This is a genomic window from Marinifaba aquimaris, assembly GCF_013328345.1.
GTDB lineage: Bacteria > Pseudomonadota > Gammaproteobacteria > Enterobacterales > Alteromonadaceae > Marinifaba > Marinifaba aquimaris.
This window is the reverse complement of sequence record NZ_JABULX010000034.1, coordinates 1-24,778: the sequence shown is the minus strand read 5'-3', so window position 1 is coordinate 24,778 and position 24,778 is coordinate 1. Positions and strand designations below refer to the sequence as shown.

The 24,778-nt window shown below is 38.5% G+C and carries 29 protein-coding genes and 4 pseudogenes; 4 read left to right on the top strand and 29 right to left on the bottom strand.

The window, feature by feature from the left end; translation table 11 throughout:
- Window positions 1–8: 8 nt before the first annotated feature.
- From HR060_RS16725 to HR060_RS16620, 22 genes are all read right to left on the bottom strand, one after another.
- Window positions 9–611, bottom strand: coding sequence for a hypothetical protein (locus tag HR060_RS16725; protein WP_174201432.1), 603 nt, complete (start codon window positions 609–611; stop codon window positions 9–11).
- A gap of 8 nt (window positions 612–619) precedes the next feature.
- Window positions 620–1,561, bottom strand: a complete 942-nt coding sequence (locus HR060_RS16720) for a hypothetical protein (RefSeq protein ID WP_174201431.1) — start codon at window positions 1,559–1,561, stop codon at window positions 620–622.
- Window positions 1,562–1,707: 146 nt separating this feature from the next.
- Window positions 1,708–2,175, bottom strand: a complete 468-nt coding sequence (locus HR060_RS16715; protein ID WP_174201430.1) for a DUF3291 domain-containing protein — start codon at window positions 2,173–2,175, stop codon at window positions 1,708–1,710.
- A gap of 26 nt (window positions 2,176–2,201) precedes the next feature.
- Window positions 2,202–2,492, bottom strand: coding sequence for a DUF1330 domain-containing protein (locus HR060_RS16710; protein WP_174201429.1), 291 nt, complete (start codon window positions 2,490–2,492; stop codon window positions 2,202–2,204).
- A gap of 20 nt (window positions 2,493–2,512) precedes the next feature.
- Entirely contained in the window at window positions 2,513–3,496 is a 984-nt protein-coding gene (locus HR060_RS16705; RefSeq protein WP_174201428.1) for a glycerophosphodiester phosphodiesterase family protein, read from the bottom strand.
- A gap of 694 nt (window positions 3,497–4,190) precedes the next feature.
- Window positions 4,191–4,550, bottom strand: a complete 360-nt coding sequence (locus tag HR060_RS16700) for a VOC family protein (RefSeq protein WP_174201427.1) — start codon at window positions 4,548–4,550, stop codon at window positions 4,191–4,193.
- A 211-nt stretch (window positions 4,551–4,761) separates the two neighbouring features.
- Complete coding sequence (locus HR060_RS16695; protein WP_174201426.1) at window positions 4,762–5,754, bottom strand: CHAT domain-containing protein; 993 nt, start codon at window positions 5,752–5,754, stop codon at window positions 4,762–4,764.
- 149 nt (window positions 5,755–5,903) lie between these two features.
- Entirely contained in the window at window positions 5,904–6,914 is a 1,011-nt protein-coding gene (locus HR060_RS16690; protein WP_343044262.1) for an alpha/beta hydrolase, read from the bottom strand.
- Window positions 6,865–7,527, bottom strand: coding sequence for a glycine-rich domain-containing protein (locus HR060_RS16685; protein ID WP_217434963.1), 663 nt, complete (start codon window positions 7,525–7,527; stop codon window positions 6,865–6,867). Before HR060_RS16685 ends, HR060_RS16690 begins: the two co-directional genes overlap by 50 nt.
- A gap of 47 nt (window positions 7,528–7,574) precedes the next feature.
- Window positions 7,575–8,201: a DUF2306 domain-containing protein gene (locus HR060_RS16680; protein ID WP_174201425.1), complete on the bottom strand. Its 627-nt coding sequence runs from the start codon at window positions 8,199–8,201 to the stop codon at window positions 7,575–7,577.
- Between the two features lie 16 nt (window positions 8,202–8,217).
- A complete protein-coding gene (locus HR060_RS16675; protein WP_174201424.1) occupies window positions 8,218–8,565 on the bottom strand; it encodes a hypothetical protein in 348 nt (115 codons plus the stop codon).
- A 118-nt stretch (window positions 8,566–8,683) separates the two neighbouring features.
- On the bottom strand, window positions 8,684–9,433 hold the full coding sequence (locus HR060_RS16670) for a DJ-1/PfpI family protein (protein ID WP_174201423.1): 750 nt from the start codon (window positions 9,431–9,433) through the stop codon (window positions 8,684–8,686).
- Window positions 9,434–9,596: 163 nt separating this feature from the next.
- Window positions 9,597–10,085: a GNAT family N-acetyltransferase gene (locus HR060_RS16665; protein ID WP_174201422.1), complete on the bottom strand. Its 489-nt coding sequence runs from the start codon at window positions 10,083–10,085 to the stop codon at window positions 9,597–9,599.
- A 214-nt stretch (window positions 10,086–10,299) separates the two neighbouring features.
- Window positions 10,300–10,737 carry a hydrogenase gene (locus HR060_RS16660; RefSeq protein WP_174201421.1) on the bottom strand — a complete coding sequence of 146 codons (438 nt, stop codon included), beginning with the start codon at window positions 10,735–10,737 and terminating at the stop codon, window positions 10,300–10,302.
- Between the two features lie 166 nt (window positions 10,738–10,903).
- A complete protein-coding gene (locus HR060_RS16655) occupies window positions 10,904–11,497 on the bottom strand; it encodes a Crp/Fnr family transcriptional regulator (RefSeq protein WP_174201420.1) in 594 nt (197 codons plus the stop codon).
- Between the two features lie 285 nt (window positions 11,498–11,782).
- Window positions 11,783–12,190, bottom strand: coding sequence for an Asp23/Gls24 family envelope stress response protein (locus HR060_RS16650; RefSeq protein WP_174201419.1), 408 nt, complete (start codon window positions 12,188–12,190; stop codon window positions 11,783–11,785).
- A gap of 29 nt (window positions 12,191–12,219) precedes the next feature.
- Window positions 12,220–12,738 (bottom strand): GrpB family protein, encoded by a 519-nt coding sequence (locus HR060_RS16645; RefSeq protein ID WP_174201418.1) that lies wholly within the window; start codon window positions 12,736–12,738, stop codon window positions 12,220–12,222.
- Between the two features lie 224 nt (window positions 12,739–12,962).
- On the bottom strand, window positions 12,963–13,364 hold the full coding sequence (locus HR060_RS16640; protein ID WP_174201417.1) for a hypothetical protein: 402 nt from the start codon (window positions 13,362–13,364) through the stop codon (window positions 12,963–12,965).
- Window positions 13,365–13,484: 120 nt separating this feature from the next.
- The gene (locus HR060_RS16635; RefSeq protein ID WP_174201416.1) at window positions 13,485–14,027 is read right to left on the bottom strand and encodes a M23 family metallopeptidase; all 543 of its coding nucleotides are present in this window, start codon (window positions 14,025–14,027) and stop codon (window positions 13,485–13,487) included.
- 339 nt (window positions 14,028–14,366) lie between these two features.
- On the bottom strand, window positions 14,367–14,621 hold the full coding sequence (locus tag HR060_RS16630) for a hypothetical protein (RefSeq protein ID WP_174201415.1): 255 nt from the start codon (window positions 14,619–14,621) through the stop codon (window positions 14,367–14,369).
- A 54-nt stretch (window positions 14,622–14,675) separates the two neighbouring features.
- On the bottom strand, window positions 14,676–15,884 hold the full coding sequence (locus HR060_RS16625; protein ID WP_174201414.1) for a lactonase family protein: 1,209 nt from the start codon (window positions 15,882–15,884) through the stop codon (window positions 14,676–14,678).
- Between the two features lie 113 nt (window positions 15,885–15,997).
- Complete coding sequence (locus tag HR060_RS16620) at window positions 15,998–16,501, bottom strand: GNAT family N-acetyltransferase (protein WP_174201413.1); 504 nt, start codon at window positions 16,499–16,501, stop codon at window positions 15,998–16,000.
- A 117-nt stretch (window positions 16,502–16,618) separates the two neighbouring features.
- On the opposite strand from HR060_RS16620, the pseudogene HR060_RS16615 reads away from it, so the two are divergent.
- Window positions 16,619–17,095: pseudogene (locus HR060_RS16615) on the top strand (IS110 family transposase); the annotation flags it as partial.
- Between the two features lie 412 nt (window positions 17,096–17,507).
- Here the strand turns inward: HR060_RS16615 and HR060_RS16610 are convergent.
- The 4 genes and pseudogenes from HR060_RS16610 to HR060_RS16600 form a co-directional block, all read right to left on the bottom strand.
- Complete coding sequence (locus HR060_RS16610) at window positions 17,508–17,771, bottom strand: Txe/YoeB family addiction module toxin (protein ID WP_174201412.1); 264 nt, start codon at window positions 17,769–17,771, stop codon at window positions 17,508–17,510.
- Entirely contained in the window at window positions 17,764–18,018 is a 255-nt protein-coding gene (locus HR060_RS16605; protein ID WP_174201411.1) for a type II toxin-antitoxin system Phd/YefM family antitoxin, read from the bottom strand. Before HR060_RS16605 ends, HR060_RS16610 begins: the two co-directional genes overlap by 8 nt.
- 139 nt (window positions 18,019–18,157) lie before the next feature.
- Window positions 18,158–18,280: pseudogene (locus HR060_RS19895) on the bottom strand (IS3 family transposase); the annotation flags it as partial.
- Window positions 18,281–18,454: 174 nt separating this feature from the next.
- On the bottom strand, window positions 18,455–19,189 hold the full coding sequence (locus HR060_RS16600; protein ID WP_174201410.1) for a PEP-CTERM sorting domain-containing protein: 735 nt from the start codon (window positions 19,187–19,189) through the stop codon (window positions 18,455–18,457).
- Window positions 19,190–19,777: 588 nt separating this feature from the next.
- Here HR060_RS16600 and HR060_RS16595 point away from each other — a divergent pair.
- Window positions 19,778–19,960 (top strand): annotated as a pseudogene (locus tag HR060_RS16595) (tyrosine-type recombinase/integrase); the annotation flags it as partial.
- A gap of 429 nt (window positions 19,961–20,389) precedes the next feature.
- Here the strand turns inward: HR060_RS16595 and HR060_RS16590 are convergent.
- On the bottom strand, window positions 20,390–20,503 hold the full coding sequence (locus HR060_RS16590; protein WP_174201408.1) for a transposase: 114 nt from the start codon (window positions 20,501–20,503) through the stop codon (window positions 20,390–20,392).
- A gap of 267 nt (window positions 20,504–20,770) precedes the next feature.
- Here HR060_RS16590 and HR060_RS16585 point away from each other — a divergent pair, with 267 nt between their 5' ends.
- On the top strand, window positions 20,771–21,835 hold the full coding sequence (locus HR060_RS16585) for a RelA/SpoT domain-containing protein (RefSeq protein ID WP_174201407.1): 1,065 nt from the start codon (window positions 20,771–20,773) through the stop codon (window positions 21,833–21,835).
- Between the two features lie 62 nt (window positions 21,836–21,897).
- Here the strand turns inward: HR060_RS16585 and HR060_RS16580 are convergent, their stop codons facing one another.
- Window positions 21,898–22,854 (bottom strand): glycerophosphodiester phosphodiesterase family protein, encoded by a 957-nt coding sequence (locus HR060_RS16580; RefSeq protein ID WP_174201406.1) that lies wholly within the window; start codon window positions 22,852–22,854, stop codon window positions 21,898–21,900.
- 347 nt (window positions 22,855–23,201) lie between these two features.
- Here HR060_RS16580 and HR060_RS16575 point away from each other — a divergent pair.
- Window positions 23,202–24,158, top strand: a pseudogene (locus HR060_RS16575) (IS110 family RNA-guided transposase).
- 22 nt (window positions 24,159–24,180) lie between these two features.
- Here HR060_RS16575 and HR060_RS19220 read toward each other — a convergent pair.
- Window positions 24,181–24,501: a hypothetical protein gene (locus HR060_RS19220; RefSeq protein ID WP_217434961.1), complete on the bottom strand. Its 321-nt coding sequence runs from the start codon at window positions 24,499–24,501 to the stop codon at window positions 24,181–24,183.
- Between the last annotated feature and the right edge of the window lie 277 nt (window positions 24,502–24,778).

Below are 24,778 nucleotides of genomic sequence, written 5' to 3'. Positions count from 1 at the left end.
ATCCCTGCTCAATGTGATTGGTTTAGAACTTCAATTTCTTGCTGCCAAACAAGTTGTGTAACAAGTAACGTTTTCATTGCACATTTAAAAACACTAATTGCTAAATCACCATCATAGTCAATACCATCATAAAACTGAGACCTGACCTTGTTCTCATTAAAGTCATATTCACTCATTAATTCAGATAAACTTTTCCCAGAAAAAAGGCTTTTAGCTAACTTTGTTTCTAGCATTTTCCTATCCGTGTGGCGACAACGCTGAAATTCGTAACTTTTAATTTTCATATCAGGTGTTATTGCCCAAGCGACTTCAATCAACCCCCAACGGGACTGTTCAGACCGCACGTGTACAAATCCTAAAATGTTATTGTTACGCTGAATAACATATAAGGTATGCCGGCCTAGCTCACCAAAGTGCAGAGGCATACCTGGTAATTCTTTTGCTACTTGAATACGAGTTTCTGCGTCTATTGTTCGCACTATTGAGCGAAAACCGGTAAAGGATGGGTATAACTTACTGATGATCGATACTGGATCCCGTAAACCACAATAGGCTTCGGCCCATAATTGACTACTAAATACCAAAGTGAGAAAGAAGAGTATTATTTTCATGACCATTGTTAAAACCGATATCTTAGTTGGGCTAGAACTTGAGTAGTATTTTGCTCAATAAATTCAATAACTTGAACACTTCCGGATAAATCTGTTGTCAAACGGTATTTGCCGCCGACGATTAAATCCTTTCGGGTAGTTGTATTTTCTGTTTCGGTATAACGAGTTTGAAGATAAAAAAGCCAATCATGAGATGAAGTTGTATAGTTTAATTCAGCAAACGCTTGGTGATGATCTAAGCCTCCTTTACTACCTACTTGGATTTCTAAAAACATGCTCCAAAGTTGATAATAGTAAGCAGCATCAAAAGCTAAACTTTCCCGCTCAAAGCGATTAATTTCGCTTTTATTAACTGAAACGCCATAGTGAAAATTATGATGGGATGGTGTACCAATATAACCTGTAAAAACATAGGAATTATTTTGGTTGGTAAAATCTTGCCCACCGCCTGTGGTTAGTGAGAATTCATACTCTAAGTTTTCATGTTGTTTATTGAGGCTTATCCCCCAATCTGCCTTTGGCCCAAGATTCATACCATGGCTGTATTGTCTCAAGGTTCCGTTGGTATTTACCCGATATTCAATGCCATAAGGCAGCTCTATATGGCCGACTTTTACATTTGGTAATGAACGCCCCAGACCAGTGTAATTAAAATTAAAAATTCGCGTGACTAATTTGAAATCATTTTCTTCATCAAAAAATGGAGGGTGTGGCGATAGGTTATTAATTTTTGTAGCATACAATTGTAAAACGAAGGTGCCGACATCACTGTGCGTATCAGCGATCGTATTGTGGTAATCAAAGCCAAGTGGGGTCATACTGCCTATTTCGTCGTTAGTTTGATTTAGCGACAACCGAGTACTTATATCAAACTTTAGTCGTGCATTACTTTCTGCATGAATGCTGTGACTAAAAATAATCGACAAAACTGCAATTAAGAATTTATTCAATTCCTATTCCCTATATATGCCTGCATAATAAAAGCATAGTTGAATAAATTTATATTTTTTAAAAATCTTTATCTTTTATATGCTTACCTATAATTTGAGGTTTAATAAACCTCTCATAACAAAGCAACAAAAATCAGTCTTTTTGACTAAACAGCTAGCGATTTACTTTTTATATATTCATCAGCACTGTAAGGGTTTTTAAAGCTAAATGCTGCAGGGCTATCGCCTTTATCGCGAAGCAGTTTTAGTTTTTCAACGGCATGATCCAGCGTTGGAATATGACCTTCAGGTATCCACCACATAACATAACTCGCTTCAGCAATAGGGTTAAACCACTCTTTTTTACGGCGAAGAAAATCTCGGTGGTGGGTTTTAAACATAAAACTTTTTAACGCATCAACTGAATCCCACACAGACATGTTGATGATGATATTGGGATCATCAAAATACTGAATATGAGTAGCGTCGCCTGCTTCGTCTTTTAATCGCCAAATAAAGCCTTGGCTCGATTCTGCAATGGCGTTAATAGGCGCTAAATTATCAACAAAGTCTTTCATTTCATGCGCATCTAAAGCGTATTTAGTATCAGCAATATTAAGTTGAGCTAAGTGCATAGTATCCTCCGTGATAAATAATAAATTTACAAACAACCTTCAGCTAATATAAGTTTACTTTGTGTTGTCGAGTGACGAATAGAAAATAAAGGTTGAGCATCGGGGTCCGCAAGAAAGGCTTTAGCATGCTTGTTACTGGGAAACTCTAACACCACCACTCTTTCAGGTTGCCAGTCTCCTTCAATCGCTTCAGGAACCACCCCCTGGACTATGTATCTGCCACCATGCTTATTTATAAATGCTGGAATTTTCTCAATGTATTCTTTAAATTTACTAAAGTCTTTTATTGAAAAATCTAATATTAAATACCCTTTCACGCTCTACTCCATTGTTTTTGTTATTCGCATTGATTGCTCAAATCATTCTTGCTAGCCAGAATATCAATCCGATTAGTCATTACTATGCCACGAAAATTAGCATTAACATCATGAAATATTTCAAGGCTATCAATACCTTGATTTACTTGGCCTTTGATAAGTGGACCAATGATGACAGCCCTACTATTAACTGTTTTTAGTCGTGCTTCAAATCGTTTTGGCCAGCCCCAAATTAACCACTGATAATTAACTGGGACAGCAATAATATTGTTATGGCAACTGTCAGGCAATAGCCCTAGCCAACCGTAAATAATATAAGACTTTATACAGTCTTTTGCTTGCTGCATTGAAAAAGTTTTCATGTCAGGATTGAGCTTATTAAATAAATCAATATTTTCGGCGGCGCCATATATGGTAAGTTTCTTCCGGTTCAGCGTTTTATTCTTTGCAAGGTAGTGCGTCAGGGCCTCTACCTCTTTATTGGACTTGCTCTTAATATTGACCCAAAACTCAGTCTGGGGAAATTCAGTTAACACCTCATTTAAAGTTGGCATCTTGCCAATAAATTTTCCTCTAAAAGGATAACTTCGGCCACTATCAGCTGTGTAACCATAACCGACATCCAGTGTCTTCAAATAGCTTATCGTTTGTTCGCGCACCACACCTTTTCCATTGGTACGACACTCTAGCTCCCAATCATGAAAGACAACAAATTCACCATCAATAGTGGGATGAATATCAAATTCAATAATATCAGCGCCCATTTTTAATGCTTGATGCATGGAGGAAAGGGTATTTTCTATGTATTGATGAGTTGGGGGGTGTATATGATAGGCAGTACAAGTATCATTTGATACCCCTGCAGGTTCAAATGTTTGATGTAATCCACGGTGTGCCAAAAGTTGCAGGTTTCTTTCACTTCTGGGAGCTAACCAAGAGGCATTTAAAAGATAAACAATGGATAGTGCTATTAAAGTGGTACCTATTATTTTTTTTCTTTCCATGCTTTATATCCAATAATATTCATATTTTGTTCTGTCTTTTAAGCCATTCGCCCTATTAATTATCAATCTAACCACTTGTCAGTCAGGAATAAATAAGAAGATTCCATCCAGAATAATTCATCACCCTCGCGTTTTGGTCTTAAATATCTTTAATTTGGTCATCAAGTTGACCATTTTGCGTAACCTTTCACATTCACTGTTATTCGCCTTTGTTAGCCATTTTCTTGAGCCGTTAAAAAGTGTTTTTTTTGAATAGCTAATACAAGCGATTGCAAAAATAACAAGCGGAATAATTGCCAAACTGATAACAAAAGATTTTGGATAACTCAGCCACAGAAAAACGCTATAAATCACCAAGGCAAGCCAGAAACCTTTAACCGCATAGTGTCGAGTTTGAATAAACCAAGTAAAAGCCCACATTGAAATCAGCGCTATGACAGCACTTACCTCAAATAAGATACCGGGTAGACCTTTTAGGGCATCATCCAAGCCCGAATCGCTGAGGGTAAAATGCCAAACGATGAGAAATGAGTATGGATAGAGCAAAAAAATACTGATAAGTGATTTAAAAATGATTTTCATGCTTAAAGAAAAGTCGCCCTAAAAGGTAAGTGAATGAAATAACACTGTCTTAGCGAAGCAGAGGCAGATGCATGACTACTTCGCTTTTACAGCTGATTTGCAGGCAGCGCTTTTACTTCGTTGATATATCTTCAACAAAAGACAGTTTGTTTCCCTCAGGATCATTCACCTCAGCCATTTTGATAATTTCAGGGTATTCTACAATTTCACCAATAGCTAAATTAGCATCGATACACCTTTGATATTGAGCCGCTAAATTATCAACACAAAGTACCACTGTGGTTTGCCCTGCTCGCTCTGGATCAAACGACACTTGTATCCAAGCATTTTCAACAATTTGCCATTCAGCTATCCCTTCCATCGGCACGATATCTGGAGTGCGCCCCATCAAGGTTTGATACCAAGTGAGTGCCTGCTCAAAATTTTGAACCGGTAAAATAGAAATGACGCTACTTACATTTTTTACTGACATTTTAATCTTCCTTTTAAAATATACGGAATAAAAACAAGCTAAACCTGATACAACTTGCAAGATTGTGACTTGCTCTGTTTTTTATTAAGGTGCCTTTTTAAGGCCAAGTTAACCATACCTCGAATACAATAAAATAGGCTTGATGATAATGGCAAACATTTAATCAAATAACGCAATTATGTGTGTTAGTAAAACAAGTTTCCGAGATAGCTTAAATCTGTTGATAAACCCTAAACGGAAACGCTTTCCAATAAGCATCGTCGGGGTTTTGTGCTTGGCTATATTTTTCAAAGAGTGCTTTTCTAACTTTGAACATAGCCACAGCGGGTGAATGGCCCGCTTTTAAATGAGAGAAAAAGCCATTAATGGTTTCACTTGAAGACCCTCCTGCCTCATTACTAAAAAGTGGAGCAATCAAAAACTCATTTCCGTAGTTTTTAAGTCCATTAGCAAAATTTAAAGACGCGCCCATTTGGCATGAATCAAGGTAGATTAACTGACTATTAAAGTGCGCAAAATCCTCTGCCGTTATTGATTCTTCATTTAAGGTCATAATGGCACTTGCATCTGTTTTTACCCCATGAAGACTAAAAACTAATAAATCTTTAGCTTCAAATTGTTTAAATTGGCTGTAGTTCACCTCTTCCATTTTATAGTGCTCACTACGGGTTAAAAAACTGCCAATAAATGCAGCGGCATTATCTGGATCGGCGGTTTCATCTGAAATGGATAAACCGCGCCAATTCTCTGAATAATAGCTTTTTGTTAGTACCTTAACGTTGTCAGTGCTGTAAGAAATGGGATATTGCAAAAACAGTGGCTGACCGCGATAAGGGATCAAACCTAGCGCATAGTCAAAGCTCGTTTCATCTATGATGAAATGAACCTGCTTAGCGTTTTCAAGTAATCGATTTAACGGTGTCAGCAATGATGCTTCATACTGAGAAACCAAATGCGCTACATTTTTTTTGTTTACCTGCCAAGTATCAAGCTCGCCCCAAAGTTGCCCAAAGTCAGCTTCAAGTTGTGTTAAAGCATCACTGACTTCAAATGCTATTACATCATTATCAAGATTAGCCTTAACATGAAGATGCTCACCTGTTGATTGCAACTGCACATACAACACATTGTCCTTGTTGGCATAAGCAAACGGGACATTCAATAAAGCGACAAAGAAGAGAATTAAAACAGATACTTTTTGCATCAGCGCACTAATTATTAAATTTAGTGTGATAATACAAGGCGTTAAATTAACGAAAAGCACCAATAAGCTAAACAGCACGTTAAAGCAGATAAGGCGTATTGTTCATAGCAAAAATGAAAAAACATCCATGTTTATCAGTGTAATGCGTATTAGTTCGTGTTTGTTTTCAACAGCCAGTACAATCCTTGGGTAGCCGTTGTGGGAAAAGCTGTTTCATGTACAGCCCCGTCAATGGCCAAAAATTTAACTTCGGTATTAGGAAAAAGTTCACTTGATAGTTTAGCAGCCAACGCTTTTGCTCCCAGAACCATATCGTGTTTACTTGTGTTAAATGCAGGTGTTTCTTGTGTGCCAACACCAATAAATACCCTGTGGTGATTTGGATTCAACTTGGTATTTAACTTAAGAATATCATTATCTTTAAACCACACAGATGGGCTACCTAATACATAATCATCAAACATTTGTGGCTTGGTCATTAAAATATAGGCACCAAATAGTCCGCCTAAAGAATTACCGACATAAGTGCGAGACGCATTGACTCGATAGTTTTTTTCGATAAACGAAAATACTGATTTTTCAATAAACGTCATATGAGCGTTAGCTTGCCCTGTCGCTAACTTCCAGCTTTTATCTTCGATGTGGGTATAATCGCGAATTCTACTAGACGGCCCTTTAGAATCTTTTTCGTATGAAATAGCAACAAGAATAGCTTCTTGCATTTTTCCACTGTTCATTGGAAATCGCGTGGCACCAGAGACGATCTGAAAACTATACCAAGCATCGGTTAAATAAATAACAGGATAAGTCTTCTCTTTTTGTTTGTGGTAGGAGCGTGGTAATTTGATAAAAAGCGGATACACCCGATTTGAATCGGGGTCGTCAATCTCGATCACATGGCTACGAGGAATTTCAAAAGGCTTTATCTTCTGTGCGCTATCCGCAACAGTAGTAAAAGAGATAAATAAAACTAAGGCAGAAAATAAATACTTCATAAATACTCTACTAGGTATTGAACGCATAAAAGTTATCGCACGGTTTAAAAGCAATTGAACAAGGTATTGACATAAAGCAAGCTTAATCACTTTATTCTTGGTGGTATTGATGCGGCTAATCACCCCCACCACCACAACTGCTGCAACCGCTACTACCTGAATCACTGTCACCGCCAAAGCAAGATGGAGTAGATGTACAACCTATATGTGTTGCACAATATCCTTGGCTTCGTGGGCCATCACAATTTAATGAGTACTTAAAACCATCAGGAATTTTCAGTCGGGCATCAATACCAAATAAAACAGGTAGCTTTTTTGGGGTACTGGGCGAGATGTTCTCTCTGGTGCACGCTATTTTCCAAGTAAGCTTGATCCCTTTTTGAGCACTTTTTTGCGATTTCATTGCTTCGGAGGGGGTGTGATGCAAAAAATAGCCAAAAGCGCTATCGCAAAATCCCTGGTACATTTTTGTAAAGAGGATAAATTCATGCCATGCCACATCAACCACTTGTGAAGGCATAGAGGCCGCTTTTCCTTTGGCATAAAAAGAAATGTAAAACCATTCCTTCAAGCCTTTCTCAACTAGCGCTAAATCACTGTCAGTTAGGTGATTATACTTTTCTTGAACTTTAATTTTAACGTTATCAGGAAACTGAAAACCGTCGATAAATGCTAATCGTCTCTGATTCGTTTTTATTCTGTGTCTTCTGTATAGCAATAACAAAAACACTAATACAAAAGTAATAACGAATATGTAACCTTGTAGCGTAAATTCCAAAAAAACTTCCTCTGATGACAAATTAAAGATGATGCTAGTTAAACAGCTCAGTTAATGTTTATTTGCTTTTTAAAAGTATGACCAGTCTTTGTTTTAGTCGAAATAAACCACTGCGCAAAGAAAAGATTGGGTACCCAGCACAGCCAGGCTAAAACGGGGTAGATAACTGAAAATTGAATCCCTAAAACAATGCTGATACCAAGGTACAGTCTTAACGTGACGCCCGCCAATGTGACCGCGTAACTTCGAATCATCCAACGCTCATGCAACTTAACATCACCTTGGCGTATAACAGCATAGGCCTTTAAGGTGATCACCAGCCAAAAAATAGCCATTAGACCAAAACCGAGTTGGGCATAAAAACCACCAACCGAGTTTAATGCCAAAATAAAACCTGTCACTGCGCTAAAGACAATAGCGCCGACATAAAAACGCCCCAGTAACTTATGGAGTGACAAGTACTTTTGCCTGAATGTCGTATTAAATTGCCAAGCCCCCGTTACAATTGCAATCGCTCCACCAGCGAGATGAATACGGGTAATACTCGGGAAATTTGAAAATAAGTTTTGAATAAACGGCGGTCTAATAGCGGGCGCTATTAGCAATATAACGGCATAACTGGCGACAACAATGGCAGAGACAACCATTATTCCCCACAAGATACTTTTATTCATATACCGTCCTTGATACTTATTCACACCTGACTTTATGGTCGCTAACCGTCATCACAACACGTTTATTGTATTCACTTTGCGTGACATAACCGCAACGCCCCTCAAGTACAACCTGACTAGCGAGTGAGAACCTATATTGATAGACACCATCAGCTTGTTCAAGTGAATAATATAACGTGTTTGTTTCTTTATCCGCCAGCTGACCAAAATCGAGTTGGTTGCTCGGCAAAATAACCTTGGCACTTTTTATCACACTACCAGACAGATTAACCACAGTGATACTCGGCATCAGATAAAAACAAACCTGATAGATAAGCGTTACTAAAGCACCCAGTATTAAAGTTATTTTAATTAAATAGCGCATCTTTTATTTACAGGGTTAAATCAATATTACAAAGGTAAAAAAGCTAATGGCGATAAAGTCTGCACAAGTGCATTCTCATCGCCACTAAAAAAGATATTTGCTGTAATAAAGACAAGGCTTATTGCGGCTTTGAAAGTATCATTTCTTTTGCAACCAATGCAGCAGATGGTAAAAACATCGTCGATACAATTCGCTTATCCGTGATCACTGCGTGTTTGTCTTTAAGTGTCTGTTTATTTTGCGCCAACGCCCCATTTTTATTGAGCTGAGTTTCTATAAAAAAGGGTAAAAGTGTACCCTGTTTGGCCCATGGTTTAGATTTTTCTGTCGAGTTAGGAAAACCTGCTACTTTTTTACCTTTTACTAAAAAGTCACCGTCAGATAAAGTCACATTAGCAATCGCACCCGCGCCATGACCGCCTACACCAACCATACCGCCAGATTCATAAATACGACGAATAATGGCATGTATTTTTTTGTTATCAGCCACATCAAACATCACACCATAACCGCCACCAATATAAACGCCCCAATAGTCATCAGGATTAATTTGTTCAGGCGAAAATGAACGGTTGGCTTTATCTAAAAAACCTTCATATTTTATTGTGTAGCTGCTGATGCCAAGAGGCTGCATCATAAATTCAACTTTTCCACCTTTTGGTGATACAAAGTCAATGTCATAGCCATGGCTGAAAAAGGTGTGATAAGGCGGCGCAAATTCCCATAAATTATTTCTCGCGTCGTGCTTTTCAGGGTCACCCATATCAAGCATATTAGAGGCAACAATCAATACCTTTTTCGCAGGTTCTGCTATTGCGTGGCTAGAAAAAAACAGGGCTATTATTAGAATGCGGGTTAAAAACTTCATTATTTTCCTTTTATAGATGACGACTACCAAAGGTTAGACGCAACCAATGGCTGAAAAGGTTTAAATTCAATTTACGATTAATATTGAACTGGCGCGAAGCTTAAATGAAAAGTTGGGAAAACAAAAATGCTCTGAACCTTCAATGCTATTTAATTGCTACTCATTAATCAGCAATTAACTTTTGCATTAGCACTGCATCTTTGCCATAACTTGAACATAGATTAACGTCCTTAACCGGTTTAAATCCCATTCTCAGCCAAAAGGTTTCAGCGCCTTGTACCGCCACCAGATTAACGCAGTTAACACCTTTGTTTTTTGCGACTTCAAACAGTTTTAAAGCAAGCGAACGCCCTATTCCCTTTCCTTTAAATTCAGGCTTTATCGCCATATCATGCAGGTATAAATACTCAGAGGTTTTAATATCAGGTAAAGGCTTAAATAATTTTGGTGGGGATAATCCACGCCATGGGTGCGCTAGTAAATAGCCATTCACCAACCCGGTATCAGATAAGCTTACAAAGCAAGTATCAGGCGAGGCTTCATTTTTACTTTTAAGAACAGTTAACTTTTCCGCGCCAATCTCTTGATAAGAAGCATGCTGAATTTCTAAAATATTATTCCAATGTTTCGCTTCAATTGGACTAATGGGCATACGTATCCTCTAAAGTAAGATATTTGATAAAACTTAAAAGTGGAACAACAGGCCTTATAAGCGCTGTTAATCTTGCTGAAGATTTTTACCTTATCGATTCATCTCAAACCATACTAATTTACTCGTCAAACAAACGGTTTTAAGCGTTTGTTTGAACATGTATGACGATACTGAATGAAAAGCGGCATTAAACTTAGTTCGATGGCCGGTATTTTTAAAACAAACCGAGAATGGGTATTAATCCAACAACCAAAACGGTGCAAGTGATTAATGAGAGTATTGACCCCAAACGAACCAAAATCATCACCGCCTTCTCAATGCTATCGCTTGCAGAAAAACCAGCGCCTGCAATTGGCAGGGCTGTACTTGCCCCAGTGAGCGATGCCAATGTGATCCCCAACCAAATAAGTACAAAACCCAAAGCCGTGCCATAGGCAACAAACTGCGCTAAAAGTAAAGGCAGCACAACCTGCGACCAAATAACACCAAAAATAGCCAGCGCCATCGCGCATTGCACCGCCGTCAAATGACCAGACAACGCCATTCGCGAATTTTTAACTTTTGGTATAAATGCGCCTTGAATTAGACCGACTGTGAAAAAAGCGATTCCGATAAAAATAAGCTGCGCCCCAATTTTGGTCAGTTCTATCATGACAGACCTCGGCTAAGCTTAGTGCCCGTTACAGCGATGTGATTTGTCTGTAGTAATTTTAAAAGAGATGATTGTACTAGGTACTCAAAGTAAACAATTTGCAGGTAATTCATTGATAAGCTCCGTTAAAAAAACACAGACTAAACAACTAAATTACCCAATTCATTCACCTAGATTCATTTTTTAATTTACTTAATGTCTGCGGAGCAACACCAAGATAAGAGGCAATATGGTAAGACTTCACTTGTTTGAATATAAATGGGTATTCATCGAGTAACCGCTCATATCGCTTTGCGGCCGTCTCTGACATCAAAGAAAGCACACGTTTGTATGTGGCCGAATAATAGGTGTTGTGTATCCAGGCAGTGGCTAAAAACGCCCACTTTTTATCCTGTGACATAAACGCATTGAGTTTATCGAGTGACGTGACATAAAAAACAGCATCTTCAAGTACTTCAAAATTAAGCATTGAACCTGTTTTTTCAAAAAAGCTGACACTATCATCCATAAAGTGATTTAATCCATGCTTACTTTTACCGCGAAAATACAGTTGCCAAGTATGATCTTTTCCATTCAGATCCGTTAAGTACGATCGGGCTAAACCGCTTTTTATCAACCATATCTGACTAAATACCTCACCTGCATGATGCACAGTAGTACCTTTTTTGACGCGTTTAATATCAAAAATACTGCACGCATCAGCCCATTCATCATCATTGACAGCAATATGCTGCTCAATCATTTTTCTAAAGTATTTCATAGCACTACAAATATTGGGTTGAGTTTTTCTTATTTCCAAGGAACGATTTCAGGACTAATTAACTTCGTTTAAGTCTTTGGTTAACACTTTTTCGCTTTATAAAATTCATAAAAAACAGCCACCCATTAGAGCTATTTTTTGAAAAATATCAATATAGCTTTCAGGTGTTATGCGCCCTTCACCGCAACTACATAGAAAATCAGCAATTAAATTAAAATGCTGACTCTAATAAAAACGTTCCGCCTTAACTGTCGTCTAAACAATGTTGGTTATACTTTTTCACGGTTATGATTGATAAATATTGTAAAACACATAGCGACGGCCTAAGTACAAAAAGTGGATACACACCAAGATAGTAGCAAGTAAATAAATGTACCAGCCAAGGTTTAATTCAACTGTACATGCATATGTAAATAAGGATAGAAAGCCAGCAACAATAAAGTAACGTATTTTGGTAGGCGAAATGTACTGTTGGGTTGGATTAAAAATATGCAGAAAAACACAAATCAAAGCGACCAGGCCTAGTATTCCTCCTATCTCGATAGCGACAAGAAACAAAACTTCAAACTGCCCTGCCAAAACTCTCATAACTGAAAAAGGAATTACGATAAGGCCAAATCCTATAAAAATTAATAGCGGGCCAAAACAAATTAATGCTTCAACTAATATTAATACTTTAAAAATAAGCGTCATAAGCAATAATACCCTTGCTTAAAAGTTAGTTAGATGCCATACCAATCCAATGCCAGTGGTTCATATTTTTCAATAAATCCATTTTTCATGGACATATACCTTTCAATATCGTCATTACAACAGAAAGCTGCATGCTTTTTGATATCTCCATATCGTTTTGCTATTTCGGAGTGGGCTATCAAGTACTCTTTGAACGCACGATGTCGTATTAAGTTTTTATCACCAGATAAAAACGCATGAACATGGTGCGTGCGTTGATTGCCGCCTTTTTGAAAGTATCGACGGCCTGGAATACCATTTTCACCTAATGCTTCATAACCAAAGCCTTCCAATTTTTCATTGGCAAAATCTAGCTCTGTTAAGCTTGAAACTTCAATTAAAATATCAATGACTGGCTTTGCGGCCAAACACACAATAGAAGTACTTCCAATGTGTTCAATATTTACTGCATTAGCGCCAATCGCTTTTATAAGCAGTAACTTTTCATGTTCGAATTTTTTCTGCCAACTAGAATCGTAGTCAACTAACTCAATAACTCTATTATTCAATTTATTTTCCATTGGCAATATTCAGCATATAAAGCAGCCTCTTTAAGATGTGTAGGTTTGTTTTTCTTGTTACTGAAAATAAATCACCTCTTAGCTAGCTATAAGAGATGTCCATTTTTTGGGTAAGTACGGTATATCCCCCCTAAGATCCGGAAAGTATTTGGCTAAAATTAGTGACGAAGGAGCGCAAGCTAAACTTTTTGCGTCTGAAATTGAGTGCCCTCTTATGTTTGTGTCCTTGAATAGACATCGAGTAGTGGAAACTTATTTTCGCCAAAGTTAACAACAATAGAAAGCGTTTCGTTTGCCAGAAAGCTCTGCGAGATTTCTTGCGGATGTATTCTGTTTCCATCTGCAACTAAACCTAATAGATGTTTATGATTGAGTGTTCTTCGACCAGAAGCCAGATTATTAATAGTAATAACAGCCCATCTCTCACCTTTTTCGTTACTCATTGGAGCAAAGTTTAATACTTCGAATTCGCTGATCTCTGGAAAAGTGGCCGACTCATTTGGGTAAGCCAATTCAAAATTGCCGGGTAGCCTTGGTTCAATGGAAAGCACCTGCTCATCTGCATAAGAAATGCTAGATAAGAGTAAACTGCTTAATATTATTCGTCTAAACATAAAGTTGTCCTCAAAAAATACAATAAATAATTAAGGGGTGATGATATTTGGCTAAAATCTGTAGCAAAGCGAAACCGAGCCAAATTTCAGCAGTCTCGCTTCAATAGTTTGTAAGCTTAGTTACATTGCAGTGTATGTTACCCCTTGCTGAAGTACTTTGTCATTGGGGCTCGCATTTTTAAAAGAAATAGGGATAGATGAACATGCGCCTATAACATTATTTTCTACGCAAGAATCATCGAGTTCTATAACATGAAAGTGTAAGTGAGGAATTGACTCCATACCCGTATCGCCACTGTAGGCAATCACATCACCTTGCTCGACAAATTCGCCCAGCTCAACAGTCACGCCACTATTGGTAATATGTATGTAGAATGCAAATGTACCATCTTCATGTGCAATGGCGACATAATTGAAATCACTGGTCTTATTATTACCATCGAAAAAACGCTCCTCAATTGCAGCCACTTGCCCTGCACGAGCCGCATGAATGGGCGTTCCAATATCCATGATAAAATCAAATGCAAATTCATTTTTATTTTCAACTGAATGAGTATGAAAAGTGCAATTACCTTGTCTCAGTTCATAACTTTCGCCTACACCAAATGGTAAGTTGTAAAGTGAGTTTTCAGGTTCAGAAAATCGAGATGAATGTTGCTCCATACAATTTTTATCAATTTTAGCTCTTGTTGAATTACATGATATAAGCAAAAAAAAGCTAAATATTGCTATCAAATTCCTATGATACATATGCGTCCTTACTTAATTTATCTAACACCCTAGAGGTGGGCAAAATATACACAGTAAGATTAAACAAAGCAGCAGCAAAAGCCAACAGTGTTCAGCCCTTGTTAAATAGCCTGTTGTAACTCGTCATTTACAACTATGTGCGTCCCTACTTATTTACCCCCAAAACAGGGAGAATAACTAACTTGGCTTTAATGTTGAGCGACGAGACAAAAGCCAAGCTTTATTTATCCCGCTTTAGTGACTTGTTATATTTTAATAGCCAAGCATGTTTGCAACTAGGTAGTAAAATGGCGCAGTTAGCAGAAGCCCTGTGAAATATGTTTTTGCAAAACCATCACCATTTCGACTTGCACTAATACTAACGTACTCTTCTGTTGCTTCTTCAGTGGGCTTGAATTTTCTGAAAATTTTATAAAATGCTACCCCTACAATTATAGGTAAGCTGATAGCTAGAATGAACAAAGTTACTACAAGCCATGTTTCTATATCTGGATTATTTCTATTCATCTTACGTCCTTAAAATAACGCCGCGTTAAACAGCATAGTTATGTTTCTTTACAGCTACCTTGGCTCAATTTTAAAGACAAAGACCGAGTTTTCCTTTCCGGTAGCCACCATAAGGTGTCGGTTATCTGGCGTAAGTGTAATTGAAGATATTTTTTTTAATTCATTATCACGTACGCTTAATAGTTTACTCTTAAAACTAAGCGTTCCATTATCCTCTACATTAAACAAATAGAGGCCTACTCCCAATTCCCCTGCCGCATAAATTAATGCTCCATCTGGCGAAATAGATAAACTACTAGCACCCTCGAGTCCCGAACCACCGATATGAGAATTATCTATAGACTGTAAAAATCTATATTGTCCGTTATCTAGCCTGTTAAAGACCACAATAGAATTGCTTCCTGCACATGCAATGTACAAGAACATTCCATTTGGTGAAACAACAATCTTTTGAGGGTTAACAAGCTGTTTTACACCATCAACACCATTTTTTATAACTTGCTTTGCCAGCAAATTACCTTCTTTGTTTCTATCAAAGATAGTTAATTGATTGCCTTCAAACCCTAAGACATAGAGTTCATTATTCAAAAAGGATAATGCGAGACTAGTTGGTTTGCCCAAATCATCTTCAAATGGTTTAGCGTCTTTTACAACCCTATTGAAAGTTACCGTTCCATCGTGAGTTATATCAAATATAGAAATGCTGTTACTCATATAGCTGGCCACTAAGAGTTGCTTTTCATCACGTGTATTGATTACATCCCATGCACCAAGTAGTCCAAGGCTATCCAAATCTCCGACTGGCTCATCACTATCAATCACCCGTTCATAACTCAGGCCGTCGCTGATGATTTCTTTAAAACTATAATGCTTATCTTTACGAGAAAATAAGGTCAAAGCGCCATCGTAAAACCCAGTAACGATTACTTGATTCCCATGGTCTAAATATATCAGTCCTGAAGCACCTTTAAGTCCATTTATGTCAGCGGAAGAGTTTTTAAAAATTTGACTGAATGAAAAGCTAAATTCATTATCCAAACTGAAAATAGCAAATGCATTATCATCTCCACTAGAGACAAAAGCCATAGAGTTATCAGAAGTAACTTTAATGCTTCTAGGATTGCCTAATCCATCAATTCCACCAACATCATCTTTTAGGATTTGGATAAGCTCAATATCGTTCGACGAACTAGCCATTGATGCATTAGATACAATAGTTGTGATAAAGATTAAAAATAATATTAATATTTTGTTATTGAGCATTGGCCAGATAATTTAAGAAATAGAACGCCTTACTAATGGGCGCATAAATGCTTGGCTAAAATAGGCAACGAAGGAGCATTAGCCAAGTGTTTTACGTCCTTCTGAGTAACTTGTCAGGCTGGTTTAGGTATTTGATAAATATCTCGACTCAAACCATCATTAAAAATCTCTCGTCTAGTTTTTTTACCACCAAGTTTTTCTACAAGCGCTCGAGCTGCTAAATTATCATCATTCATATAGGTTTCAACTATGCCCCAGTTAAACTCGCTATATGCATGTATCAAAGCTGCATTTGATGCTTCTGTTGCAATTCCTTGCCCTCTTCCTTCTGGTGTTATCCACCAAGTCAGTTCTCTCGGCCACTCATTTCCTTGCCAAAAGCCACAAGTGCCAATGTAATTATTATCTGACTTACGTTGGATTACCCAAACACCAAAACCTAGCAAGTACCAAGATCCAATATCAGCCTTTAATCTAGCCCATACTTGCTCTTTCCCTATTGGTCCACCGTAAGCTTTTGAGGCGTCTGCATCAGTATAGAATTTTTCATATACTTCAAAACAATCTACGCTTGGTGGAACTAGTTTTAGTCTTTCTGTCTCAATTGTTGGAATCATAATTTTAAAGTAAGCCTAGATATAATGACTCCCCACAAGGTGTTAGCCTCCAATGTCGTGGGTTAGCAAAGCCAGAGCCATAATTAGTTTGTCAAAGAACTAAACTTGGAGGCTAACATGTCTAAAAATAGCATAATATTCATTGGCTTGGATACCCATAAAGCATTTAATGAAGCGGCTTACATTGAAGACCAAAGAGGTAAGCAAGCGGAGCATTACGGGCGTATACCGAATAGCAAAGTCCCTATAAAAAAATTTGCGACGCAGATGCAATCTAAATACCCCAATGCCACATTACACTTTGTTTATGAGGCAGGTCCTTGTGGCTATTGGATATATCGTTTGCTGACATCACTTGGGCACTGTTGTTATGTGGTCGCTCCATCCCTTATCCCTAAGAAACCCGGTGAGCGCGTCAAAACGGACAGACGAGATGCATTAAAACTGGCTAAATTACTCAAATCAGAAGATTTAAGCCCTATCTATGTGCCAGAGCCAGAAGATGAAGCGGTGCGTGATTTATCACGTGCCCGTGAAACGGCCATGAAAGACCTAAAAGATGCGAAGTACCAACTCAAAGCCTTACTGCTGAGAGAAGTCACGGCAGTGGTATAAACACCGACGGCGTTGCCTACATGGATGTAGGTAAGGAGCGTGAGCAGGAGCGGAAGCTTTATGATAGCTATGGGGCTTAACCGCTTCATAGACCTAAGAGCATGCATACGAGTGCCAGCGGAGGCAGGATGCCAAGAGCGGTGACTGAAGATATATACCACGACGGAACAAGTAAGGCCAGCTCTGTTCACGAAAGTGAATAACCTCAGAATATCAGCATGTAAACCGACGAAAGTACTGACTTCATTCTGCATTAACTCAATTTCATTGAGCGACAGAAAACGAATTATGGTTTGAACTAAGAGCAGGAAATATTGTGCGCTTATTGACAGGGGGAGTCATACCAACGCCCGCATAATGGGTTTGTTAGCTGCCGATTACTGTTAGTTTTTTAATAGTGGTAACGACATGAAATTATTGTTACCGCATAATCATCAACTGCATAGACTAAACGATTGGTGTCATCAATACGTCTAGACCAAAAACCGGTTAAATTCTCTTTTAAAGGTTCTGGTTTACCAATACCTTCAAAAGGTGAGCGTTTAACATCTGCGATCAATTTATTAATACGCTTCAGTGTTTTTTTATCCTGCGTTTGCCAATGCACATAAGACTCCCAAGCTTCATCTGTCCATGAAAGCAAACGACTACTCATCAATAAGTTCCCTATGATTTACTTTGCCTGATTTATATTGCGCTATTGAACGATTAAGGTGTTCAGCGTTTGCTGGTGAGCGTAATAAATGCACTGTTTCCATAAGGCTGTTGTAATAATCTAATGACATAACAACAGCATCTTCAGAATCTCTTCGTGTGATCACGGTTGTATCCGCATCGTTAACAACGCTATCTAAAACAGCTTTTAAGCCATTTCTCGCTTCAGTAAAAGACACTATTTTCATATTAACCTCGAGTTGTACAATTAATAGGACAAGTGTAGTTTTATTTATTTCACATGTACAGGTTATGGAACAATAAAAGATATCCATTTTTTGGGTAAGTCCGTATCAGTTCTTCGGTCATACTCGTATTCGATGATCAACCGAGAATGGCGCGGGAAAATAAACCCATTACGGTGGCAAGATAAAGCCACTGGCCTTTAAACCGAATGTACGTGATATCGGATACCCATTTTGTATTAGGTAAACAGGCTTTAAATTCGCGTTTTGATTGTAGACTTTAAAAACTGGGTCTGGGTAAGAGAGCTGAGCAGAAGAATCGAATTGTAGCGACTTTGGCGCTAGCGAAGTAGAAGTAGAAAGGTGGTACGGCAGAAGAGACAAAAATGAGCCCGATGGGCTCTCTTTGACAACAATCAAACTGTTCAGACAAACTAACTCATGCATTCTTACGACGCATTAAAACGAGCCCAGTGAGCCCTAACGCCAGTAATGCAATTGCTGGAGGTTCTGGAACATCAACCCGGGCCAGCACCAAGCTATCGATATAGAATGCTTCAGTTCCTCCGCTAACTTCTCCCAGAGCGACACGATCACCATGAACAAAGCTGAAACTAGAAGCTGGCGTGTCAGACAGAAAACCAATAAATGGAATAGGCTGGCTATTTTCTACACTTGAAACAGAATTTCCATCGGAGGAATTTGTTAAACCTAATATATCACTAACCAAAAAACTCTCGCCACCAAACTCGATACCAACTTCCTCAAGATCTAGACCACCTGGTGAACTGCTACTGTCGCTTTGCAGGCCAAGAATACCAAAGCCAAGAATATTAGAAGCATTAAACTGTAAACTAAGCCCATCGTCTGTAGAGAAAGAACTTGAGTCTACTTCACCTTCTAAAAAACCGTTGCCAGTTAACCCCGTCGGTCCTGGGTCACCCACACCGCCAATCAGATCCAACGTCGTGTATGTTCCAATAGAATTGCCTGTACTATTGGCAGAGAAATTACTTGCACTACCATTGAAATTTTCTGTCACTTGTGAAGAGCTACCTAAAGCAGCTTGCCAAGCAGAATAATCTGTGTACGCGATGATGCCTGCATGAGACTGCGCAGCCAGACCTAAGGTTAAAGCAATACTCGTAATTTTCAATTTCATATGTGACTCCAAGATTTAAGTTTTTAGGCTCAGTTAATAATCCAACACACTTACATACCTAGAGCACATTCCATACCAATAATTAAGGTCACGCTTACTAGACTGTTTTTATTGGTATTTCTTGAAAATACAAAAAAGAACAGATCCCACAATGCTACAAACGTGTAAAATCAACTGACACTCAACATTCTTTTACAAGGGGCTGGGTCAATCGTTTACTTGTTTGATCACGAAAACCGGTATATCGACAAAAGACAACGTATGTTCGGCGACAATCAAAAAGACCGGCCGGCCAAGATAGTTTGACGTCTAACAAAAGGATTCCTCTGGCTGAATTTCTCCTTACAATGTTAGGCAGTGTGTAAGTCCAAATAATCAGTCTAAGAGTAAAGACTGTGAAAGATTCAATTGAGTCCATTAGACATAAAACAGAAGAAGGCAATTCAAATGCTCAATATCAACTTGGACTGGCATACTAAAATGGCATAGATGTCGATAAGAAGGGTAATAGGCTTGCGCTCGAATGGTTGGAAAAAGCAGCTCGCCAGGATCATTTAGCAGCACAGCTAGAATTAGGTTCACTATATTCTCGATTAGGCTGTCAACAAACATGTGACTGCGCATATTTTTCGCCATTCTTTTACAACACAATTGCTGTTATCCGGCGCCTACATTCGTACTGTTCAGGAACTTTTAGGTCACAACGACCTCCGCACCACTCAAATATACACTCATGTCCTCGGCCAGCACTCCTCTGGCACTATTAGTCTAACAGACAGCTGAAACATCAGCGGGCTAATGTCCGCTTTTAAACTTAAAATTAATCTGGATGAATTTCTATGTCCGACCGCTTTGGTGTGTCTCATCAGCGTCCGATTCACTTAGCATGGGGGCTTCAAAGTTTGGGTAGCAAGTAAAGAATTCTTTTTTGCAAAGGTCTTTTATATGTTCAAAAGCTTCTTGTGACTGTAAATCCATATTCAAATTCCGTATGTCAGACAATAAATACAACACTAATTTAAGGGGCTGATTGACATTTGGCTTTATCGCTCGGTTTACGGTGAATAAACTGATAATAGCCAGAGCGTGAGACTTTCATCGCTTTACACATAATAGTGATACGAAATTGTCCTACAAACTGCTGTATTAGGGCATACTTTACTCCTGGTTTTTCGCAAAGTACGCAGCTGCCTTTTTTAGAAAGTAATTCTCTTATTGCAAGTCAGCGGCCACTGTTGCATTCGTATTACCGGGTTGGTATGCACGACGAACAGCCTCTTTACGAAACTCTTCTGTGTAGCTTTGATTTTTCTTTTTACTGGTCATAAATCACCTCTTATCTAACTATAAAAGATGTCTAGTTATTCAGGGGAAGATCAGTCCACTTTTTTTGGGTAAGTCCGAAAGCTAACGCCGCGTTATGTGGTGAGCAACGCTACCACTACATTTAAGACATCATGCCATAAACACTAATGCATATCTTGAAACTGAAGCCACCCTGCGTTGGGAATCCGTCTTAAACGCTTTGTTAGCTTTATTTGATGTCAAGTAGTATCATGTAGTGATCAAATATACATAGGTTTAAACATTTCAATGGTTAACGAGAGCTACGAAAAAACAAAGCAACCTTTGACGTTTTCTAGGAAGCAAGTAGAAAAAGCTGGTCGAGTTATTCGTAAGAACGAAGGAGACTACGAGCATGCCATTGAAGTAATCCAAAATTATCGTGCTGCTCATTTATATCCATTGCAAATCATAAAAAATTTAGTTTGGAAACATGTCCGGAAGCTTGAATTACTCGAAACAGCTACAGTTGTGAGACGTCTAAAGCGTTTACCAACAATTATCGATAAGCTTCAGAGAAAGTCGTTAGATGGCACAAGCGACAATGCTATTAGTTTAAAGAGAATGCATGATATTGGTGGATGTCGTGTAATTGTAGATACTCTTGATGATCTTGAACGACTAGGTAAAAGCCTCGACTCTAGCCGTACTGTTCATGATGTAAAAGTCTACGATTACATCCAACAACCAAAGACAACTGGCTACCGTGGAATTCACCGCGTATACAAATGTTATGCAAACGAAGACAAACATGAATGGAAAGGTTTCCAAATTGAAGTTCAGTTAAGGACTAGACTTCAACACCTATGGGCAACAACTGTAGAAATTGTCGATATTATCGAAAAGGAAACTCTTAAAACTAATCCACAAGCAGCAAGTTCTAATTGGAAGCGTCTGTTTGTTATTATGGGTGAATTCCTTGCTTTAAAAGATGCTTCATGGGAGATTTCAGATCAACAAAAACAAGAATATAAAACGGAACTAACACAGCTTAACTCACAGCTCTCCGCTTATCATAAATTAGATGCTTTCAACAGTGCATTTAAAATGGACGAGATAAAAGACAAGTCAAAAAGTTCTGGTTTTACGTTACTTGTATATGATAACGAAGCCCAAACAGGTAACGCTTTTCTATACTCATCAAGTAAAAAAATTGCTGCACTCAAACGTTATGCTGAGCTAGAACAAGACAATAATGTTAACGTTCTTTTAGTTGCTGGGAGTGACTTGAAATCTATAGAAAAAGCTTACCCAAACTACATCAATGATACTTCAGAATTCCTTGCTGAATTTAGTCGTATATTACTATCGTAATCTATTAGTAGGGGAAGTTGAAATTTCCCCGATAAAGCTAACGCCCGCGCGATAGGCGCGAGCTAGCGAGCGTCCTGATTGACGCGTTTGTTAGCTTGTGTTGCACGAATAAAATCAAGATCACTAGTGATAACTCCAATACCCGATGCGACAACATCATGGTAGGATTGGGTAATCGATTCATGTCGAGACCAAAGATAAACATCCGAACCATAGCTCTGCAATCTTGATGCTAGGCGTTCAGGATAGCCCCAAAAATACTTTGCCATCGATGGAGGTATAAAAAGAACGGTATTCCTACAGGACTCAGGAACTAATCCCGCCCATCCAATTAAGAGATAATCTATTCCGCAACTCTTTACACTATCAACGCTTGCTAACCGTAGAGACGAATCCTTGTTTCCAAACCACTCTATACCTTTTGAAGAGGTAATTATAATATGGCTAGACTTTTTTCCAGATAGATACTCATATAGAGTTTCGAATGAACGTATGTCGTTATTCTTTAGGTTTAACCAAAACTCATGCTTTGGATACCGTTTGTAAAACGCGTCTAACTTGGAAATCCCAAAACCTTTTCCTCTAAATGGGAAAGTCGCACCATCATCAAACGTATATCCATACCCTGCATCAATATTTTTCAGCTGCTCAAATGATGTTTTATGTAACGGCCCAGACCCGTTTGTAGCACAATCTAACGTCCAGTCATGAAAAACAACCAGTTGATCATCACTAGTTCTGTGAACATTTAGATGAATTACGTTAGCTCCGGCTGCAACGGAAGAAGCAACAGCTTCTAGTGTATTCTCAACATAATTGACTCTTGATGCTTTTATTGAAAGGGAGGTACAGCCAGTTTTATTTAATTTTTCATAGTTAACTGCGCTTCCGCCTCCTCGATAGGCCACGATCTCGCCATGTCGCTGTAGATCAGGAACGAACACATAAGCATTTAAAACTCCTAGAGTAATTATGCAAGACAGAGAAATCAAAAATGTCTTAACTATTTTTATAAGCATTTATTACCTGAATCCTTGCTCGATATTCGATGAAAGCTAACGCCTTGCTAAGCGGCGCAAAACGCTTGGCTATAATTAGCGAAGAATGAGCGCAAGCCAAGCTTTCTGCGTCCTTTCTTGAGCACCTTGTATGGATAATTCCCCACACATTTCAAAACTATTTCGGTAAAGTGAGACCCAAGCCTTAGCTGCAACTAAGGCCTTCTTTTACAGTAGTTCGATTGAGCAAAGGCTCCTCAGTTGAGAGACCGATAACAAGAACGAACGCTTTAAAAGACTCCAAGCAAAATACTCGAATAGTCTACTGGGCCTCGAGCCCGCATTATGCAATGCAAGAGTTAGCTTATATGAATACCAAAACAAATCAAAGCATTAACATCGGCGTCGATACCGGTAAATGTCAACTCGATATTTATATTCGACCTTTAGATATTTACTTTACTGTTTCCAACGATGATAAAGGCATTAGAGAAGCCGTTAATAAGATTAAAAAACATAAACCTGAACGCATTATTATCTAAGCCACCGGTAGATTAGAAATGCCCTTCATTATGGCATGTGATAAAGCAGGTTTACCTTTTGTAATTACTAACCCAATTCATGTAAAACGCTTTGCAGGTGCCATTGGTCAACGCGCTAAAACCGACAAACTCGATGCCCAACTAATTGCGCATTACGCGCAAGCAATTAAACCCGCTTTATCTAATATCAAGCCAGATGATATGAGGCTTATGGCTGATTTAGTGCTCCGCCGAAATCAGCTGTTAGTCATGCAAACAATGGAAAAGAATCGAATCCAAATTTTACCTAAAGCACTAGCGATGACAATAAAACCAATATTGACCGCGATTAAAAATCAGGTCGATAAAATTGAAGAAAAAATCCTAAAGCTTATCGAAAATAATGATGAATTTAAGGCAAAAAATACGCTTTTACAAAGTATGCCGGGTATTGGGAAAGTCGCTTCTGCATCAATCATTAGTAATGTCCCGGAATTGGGTTACATCACCAATAAACAAGCCAGTGCACTCATTGGTGTTGCGCCTATGAACAAAGAAAGTGGACGTTATAAAGGGCTGAGGAAAATACAAGGTGGGCGAGCTCAAGTGAGAACCGTTTTGTATATGGCCATGATGTCTGCCATACAGAGTAATCCGGTATTTAAGGCAACTTATCAAAAACTTGTAGCAGATGGTAAACCCAAAAAGGTAGCGATAATTGCCTGTGTGAGGAAAACGGTTGTCATACTCAATTCGATGTTGAGAGATGGCGTCATGTGGGATGAAACAATATGTCAAAATTAACTATTGACGCCATAGTCTCTTGTTAGGCGCTCACTTTCCCGTTTAGACTTTTTGATAGTTTATTAAGTGATGAGTATGGGTGCGCACCTGTTCCCGCTTGCTCTGCCCAAGAGTCTATAAAAGATAAATACTTTACTATTTCTGGATCATTCACAGTTCGTAAAATAAAATATTGAACAGGATGCATATCATCTAGAGTCAACAAATCGTCCTGCCACATTAGCGCCAAATTTGAAAAATGTCTCAACAACTTATCGATTTCACGCTCCTCTTTAGAATCGTGAAACCCATTGTCATAATGGAATTGACTATATTCAATTTTATAAAACGCAGAGTGCATCATGTCATCATCCATGAACGAGTGGAGAGAATCAGACACGATTTTGGCTCTACTTAGTTTATTGGTTAATATTGTCTGATTTACATTTATTGCAAATGCACAAGCGGCTATTAAAAAACTTAACACAGGAACGATGAGTAGTGAAACCTGTAGCCAATAAGGTAAGGTTTTTATTAATTCGTACACTTAAATCCTCCGTGACGCTGGTCTTACCCACCAAAAGTGGACATCATATTAAGCGTATCGTTGCTCATATCCCATTGGGCTTAAATAGCCCAAA

Coding starts and splice junctions, on each gene's coding strand:
- HR060_RS16725 (WP_174201432.1), bottom strand. CDS start 611: ATGAAAATAATACTCTTCTTTCTCACTTTGGTATTTAGTAGTCAATTA.
- HR060_RS16715 (WP_174201430.1), bottom strand. CDS start 2,175: ATGCACTTAGCTCAACTTAATATTGCTGATACTAAATACGCTTTAGAT.
- HR060_RS16705 (WP_174201428.1), bottom strand. CDS start 3,496: ATGGAAAGAAAAAAAATAATAGGTACCACTTTAATAGCACTATCCATT.
- HR060_RS16700 (WP_174201427.1), bottom strand. CDS start 4,550: ATGTCAGTAAAAAATGTAAGTAGCGTCATTTCTATTTTACCGGTTCAA.
- HR060_RS16695 (WP_174201426.1), bottom strand. CDS start 5,754: ATGCAAAAAGTATCTGTTTTAATTCTCTTCTTTGTCGCTTTATTGAAT.
- HR060_RS16680 (WP_174201425.1), bottom strand. CDS start 8,201: ATGAATAAAAGTATCTTGTGGGGAATAATGGTTGTCTCTGCCATTGTT.
- HR060_RS16675 (WP_174201424.1), bottom strand. CDS start 8,565: ATGCGCTATTTAATTAAAATAACTTTAATACTGGGTGCTTTAGTAACG.
- HR060_RS16670 (WP_174201423.1), bottom strand. CDS start 9,433: ATGAAGTTTTTAACCCGCATTCTAATAATAGCCCTGTTTTTTTCTAGC.
- HR060_RS16665 (WP_174201422.1), bottom strand. CDS start 10,085: ATGCCCATTAGTCCAATTGAAGCGAAACATTGGAATAATATTTTAGAA.
- HR060_RS16660 (WP_174201421.1), bottom strand. CDS start 10,737: ATGATAGAACTGACCAAAATTGGGGCGCAGCTTATTTTTATCGGAATC.
- HR060_RS16655 (WP_174201420.1), bottom strand. CDS start 11,497: ATGAAATACTTTAGAAAAATGATTGAGCAGCATATTGCTGTCAATGAT.
- HR060_RS16650 (WP_174201419.1), bottom strand. CDS start 12,190: ATGACGCTTATTTTTAAAGTATTAATATTAGTTGAAGCATTAATTTGT.
- HR060_RS16640 (WP_174201417.1), bottom strand. CDS start 13,364: ATGTTTAGACGAATAATATTAAGCAGTTTACTCTTATCTAGCATTTCT.
- HR060_RS16635 (WP_174201416.1), bottom strand. CDS start 14,027: ATGGAGCAACATTCATCTCGATTTTCTGAACCTGAAAACTCACTTTAC.
- HR060_RS16630 (WP_174201415.1), bottom strand. CDS start 14,621: ATGAATAGAAATAATCCAGATATAGAAACATGGCTTGTAGTAACTTTG.
- HR060_RS16625 (WP_174201414.1), bottom strand. CDS start 15,884: ATGCTCAATAACAAAATATTAATATTATTTTTAATCTTTATCACAACT.
- HR060_RS16620 (WP_174201413.1), bottom strand. CDS start 16,501: ATGATTCCAACAATTGAGACAGAAAGACTAAAACTAGTTCCACCAAGC.
- HR060_RS16610 (WP_174201412.1), bottom strand. CDS start 17,771: ATGAGTAGTCGTTTGCTTTCATGGACAGATGAAGCTTGGGAGTCTTAT.
- HR060_RS16605 (WP_174201411.1), bottom strand. CDS start 18,018: ATGAAAATAGTGTCTTTTACTGAAGCGAGAAATGGCTTAAAAGCTGTT.
- HR060_RS16590 (WP_174201408.1), bottom strand. CDS start 20,503: ATGACCAGTAAAAAGAAAAATCAAAGCTACACAGAAGAGTTTCGTAAA.
- HR060_RS16585 (WP_174201407.1), top strand. CDS start 20,771: ATGGTTAACGAGAGCTACGAAAAAACAAAGCAACCTTTGACGTTTTCT.
- HR060_RS16580 (WP_174201406.1), bottom strand. CDS start 22,854: ATGCTTATAAAAATAGTTAAGACATTTTTGATTTCTCTGTCTTGCATA.
- HR060_RS19220 (WP_217434961.1), bottom strand. CDS start 24,501: ATGATGCACTCTGCGTTTTATAAAATTGAATATAGTCAATTCCATTAT.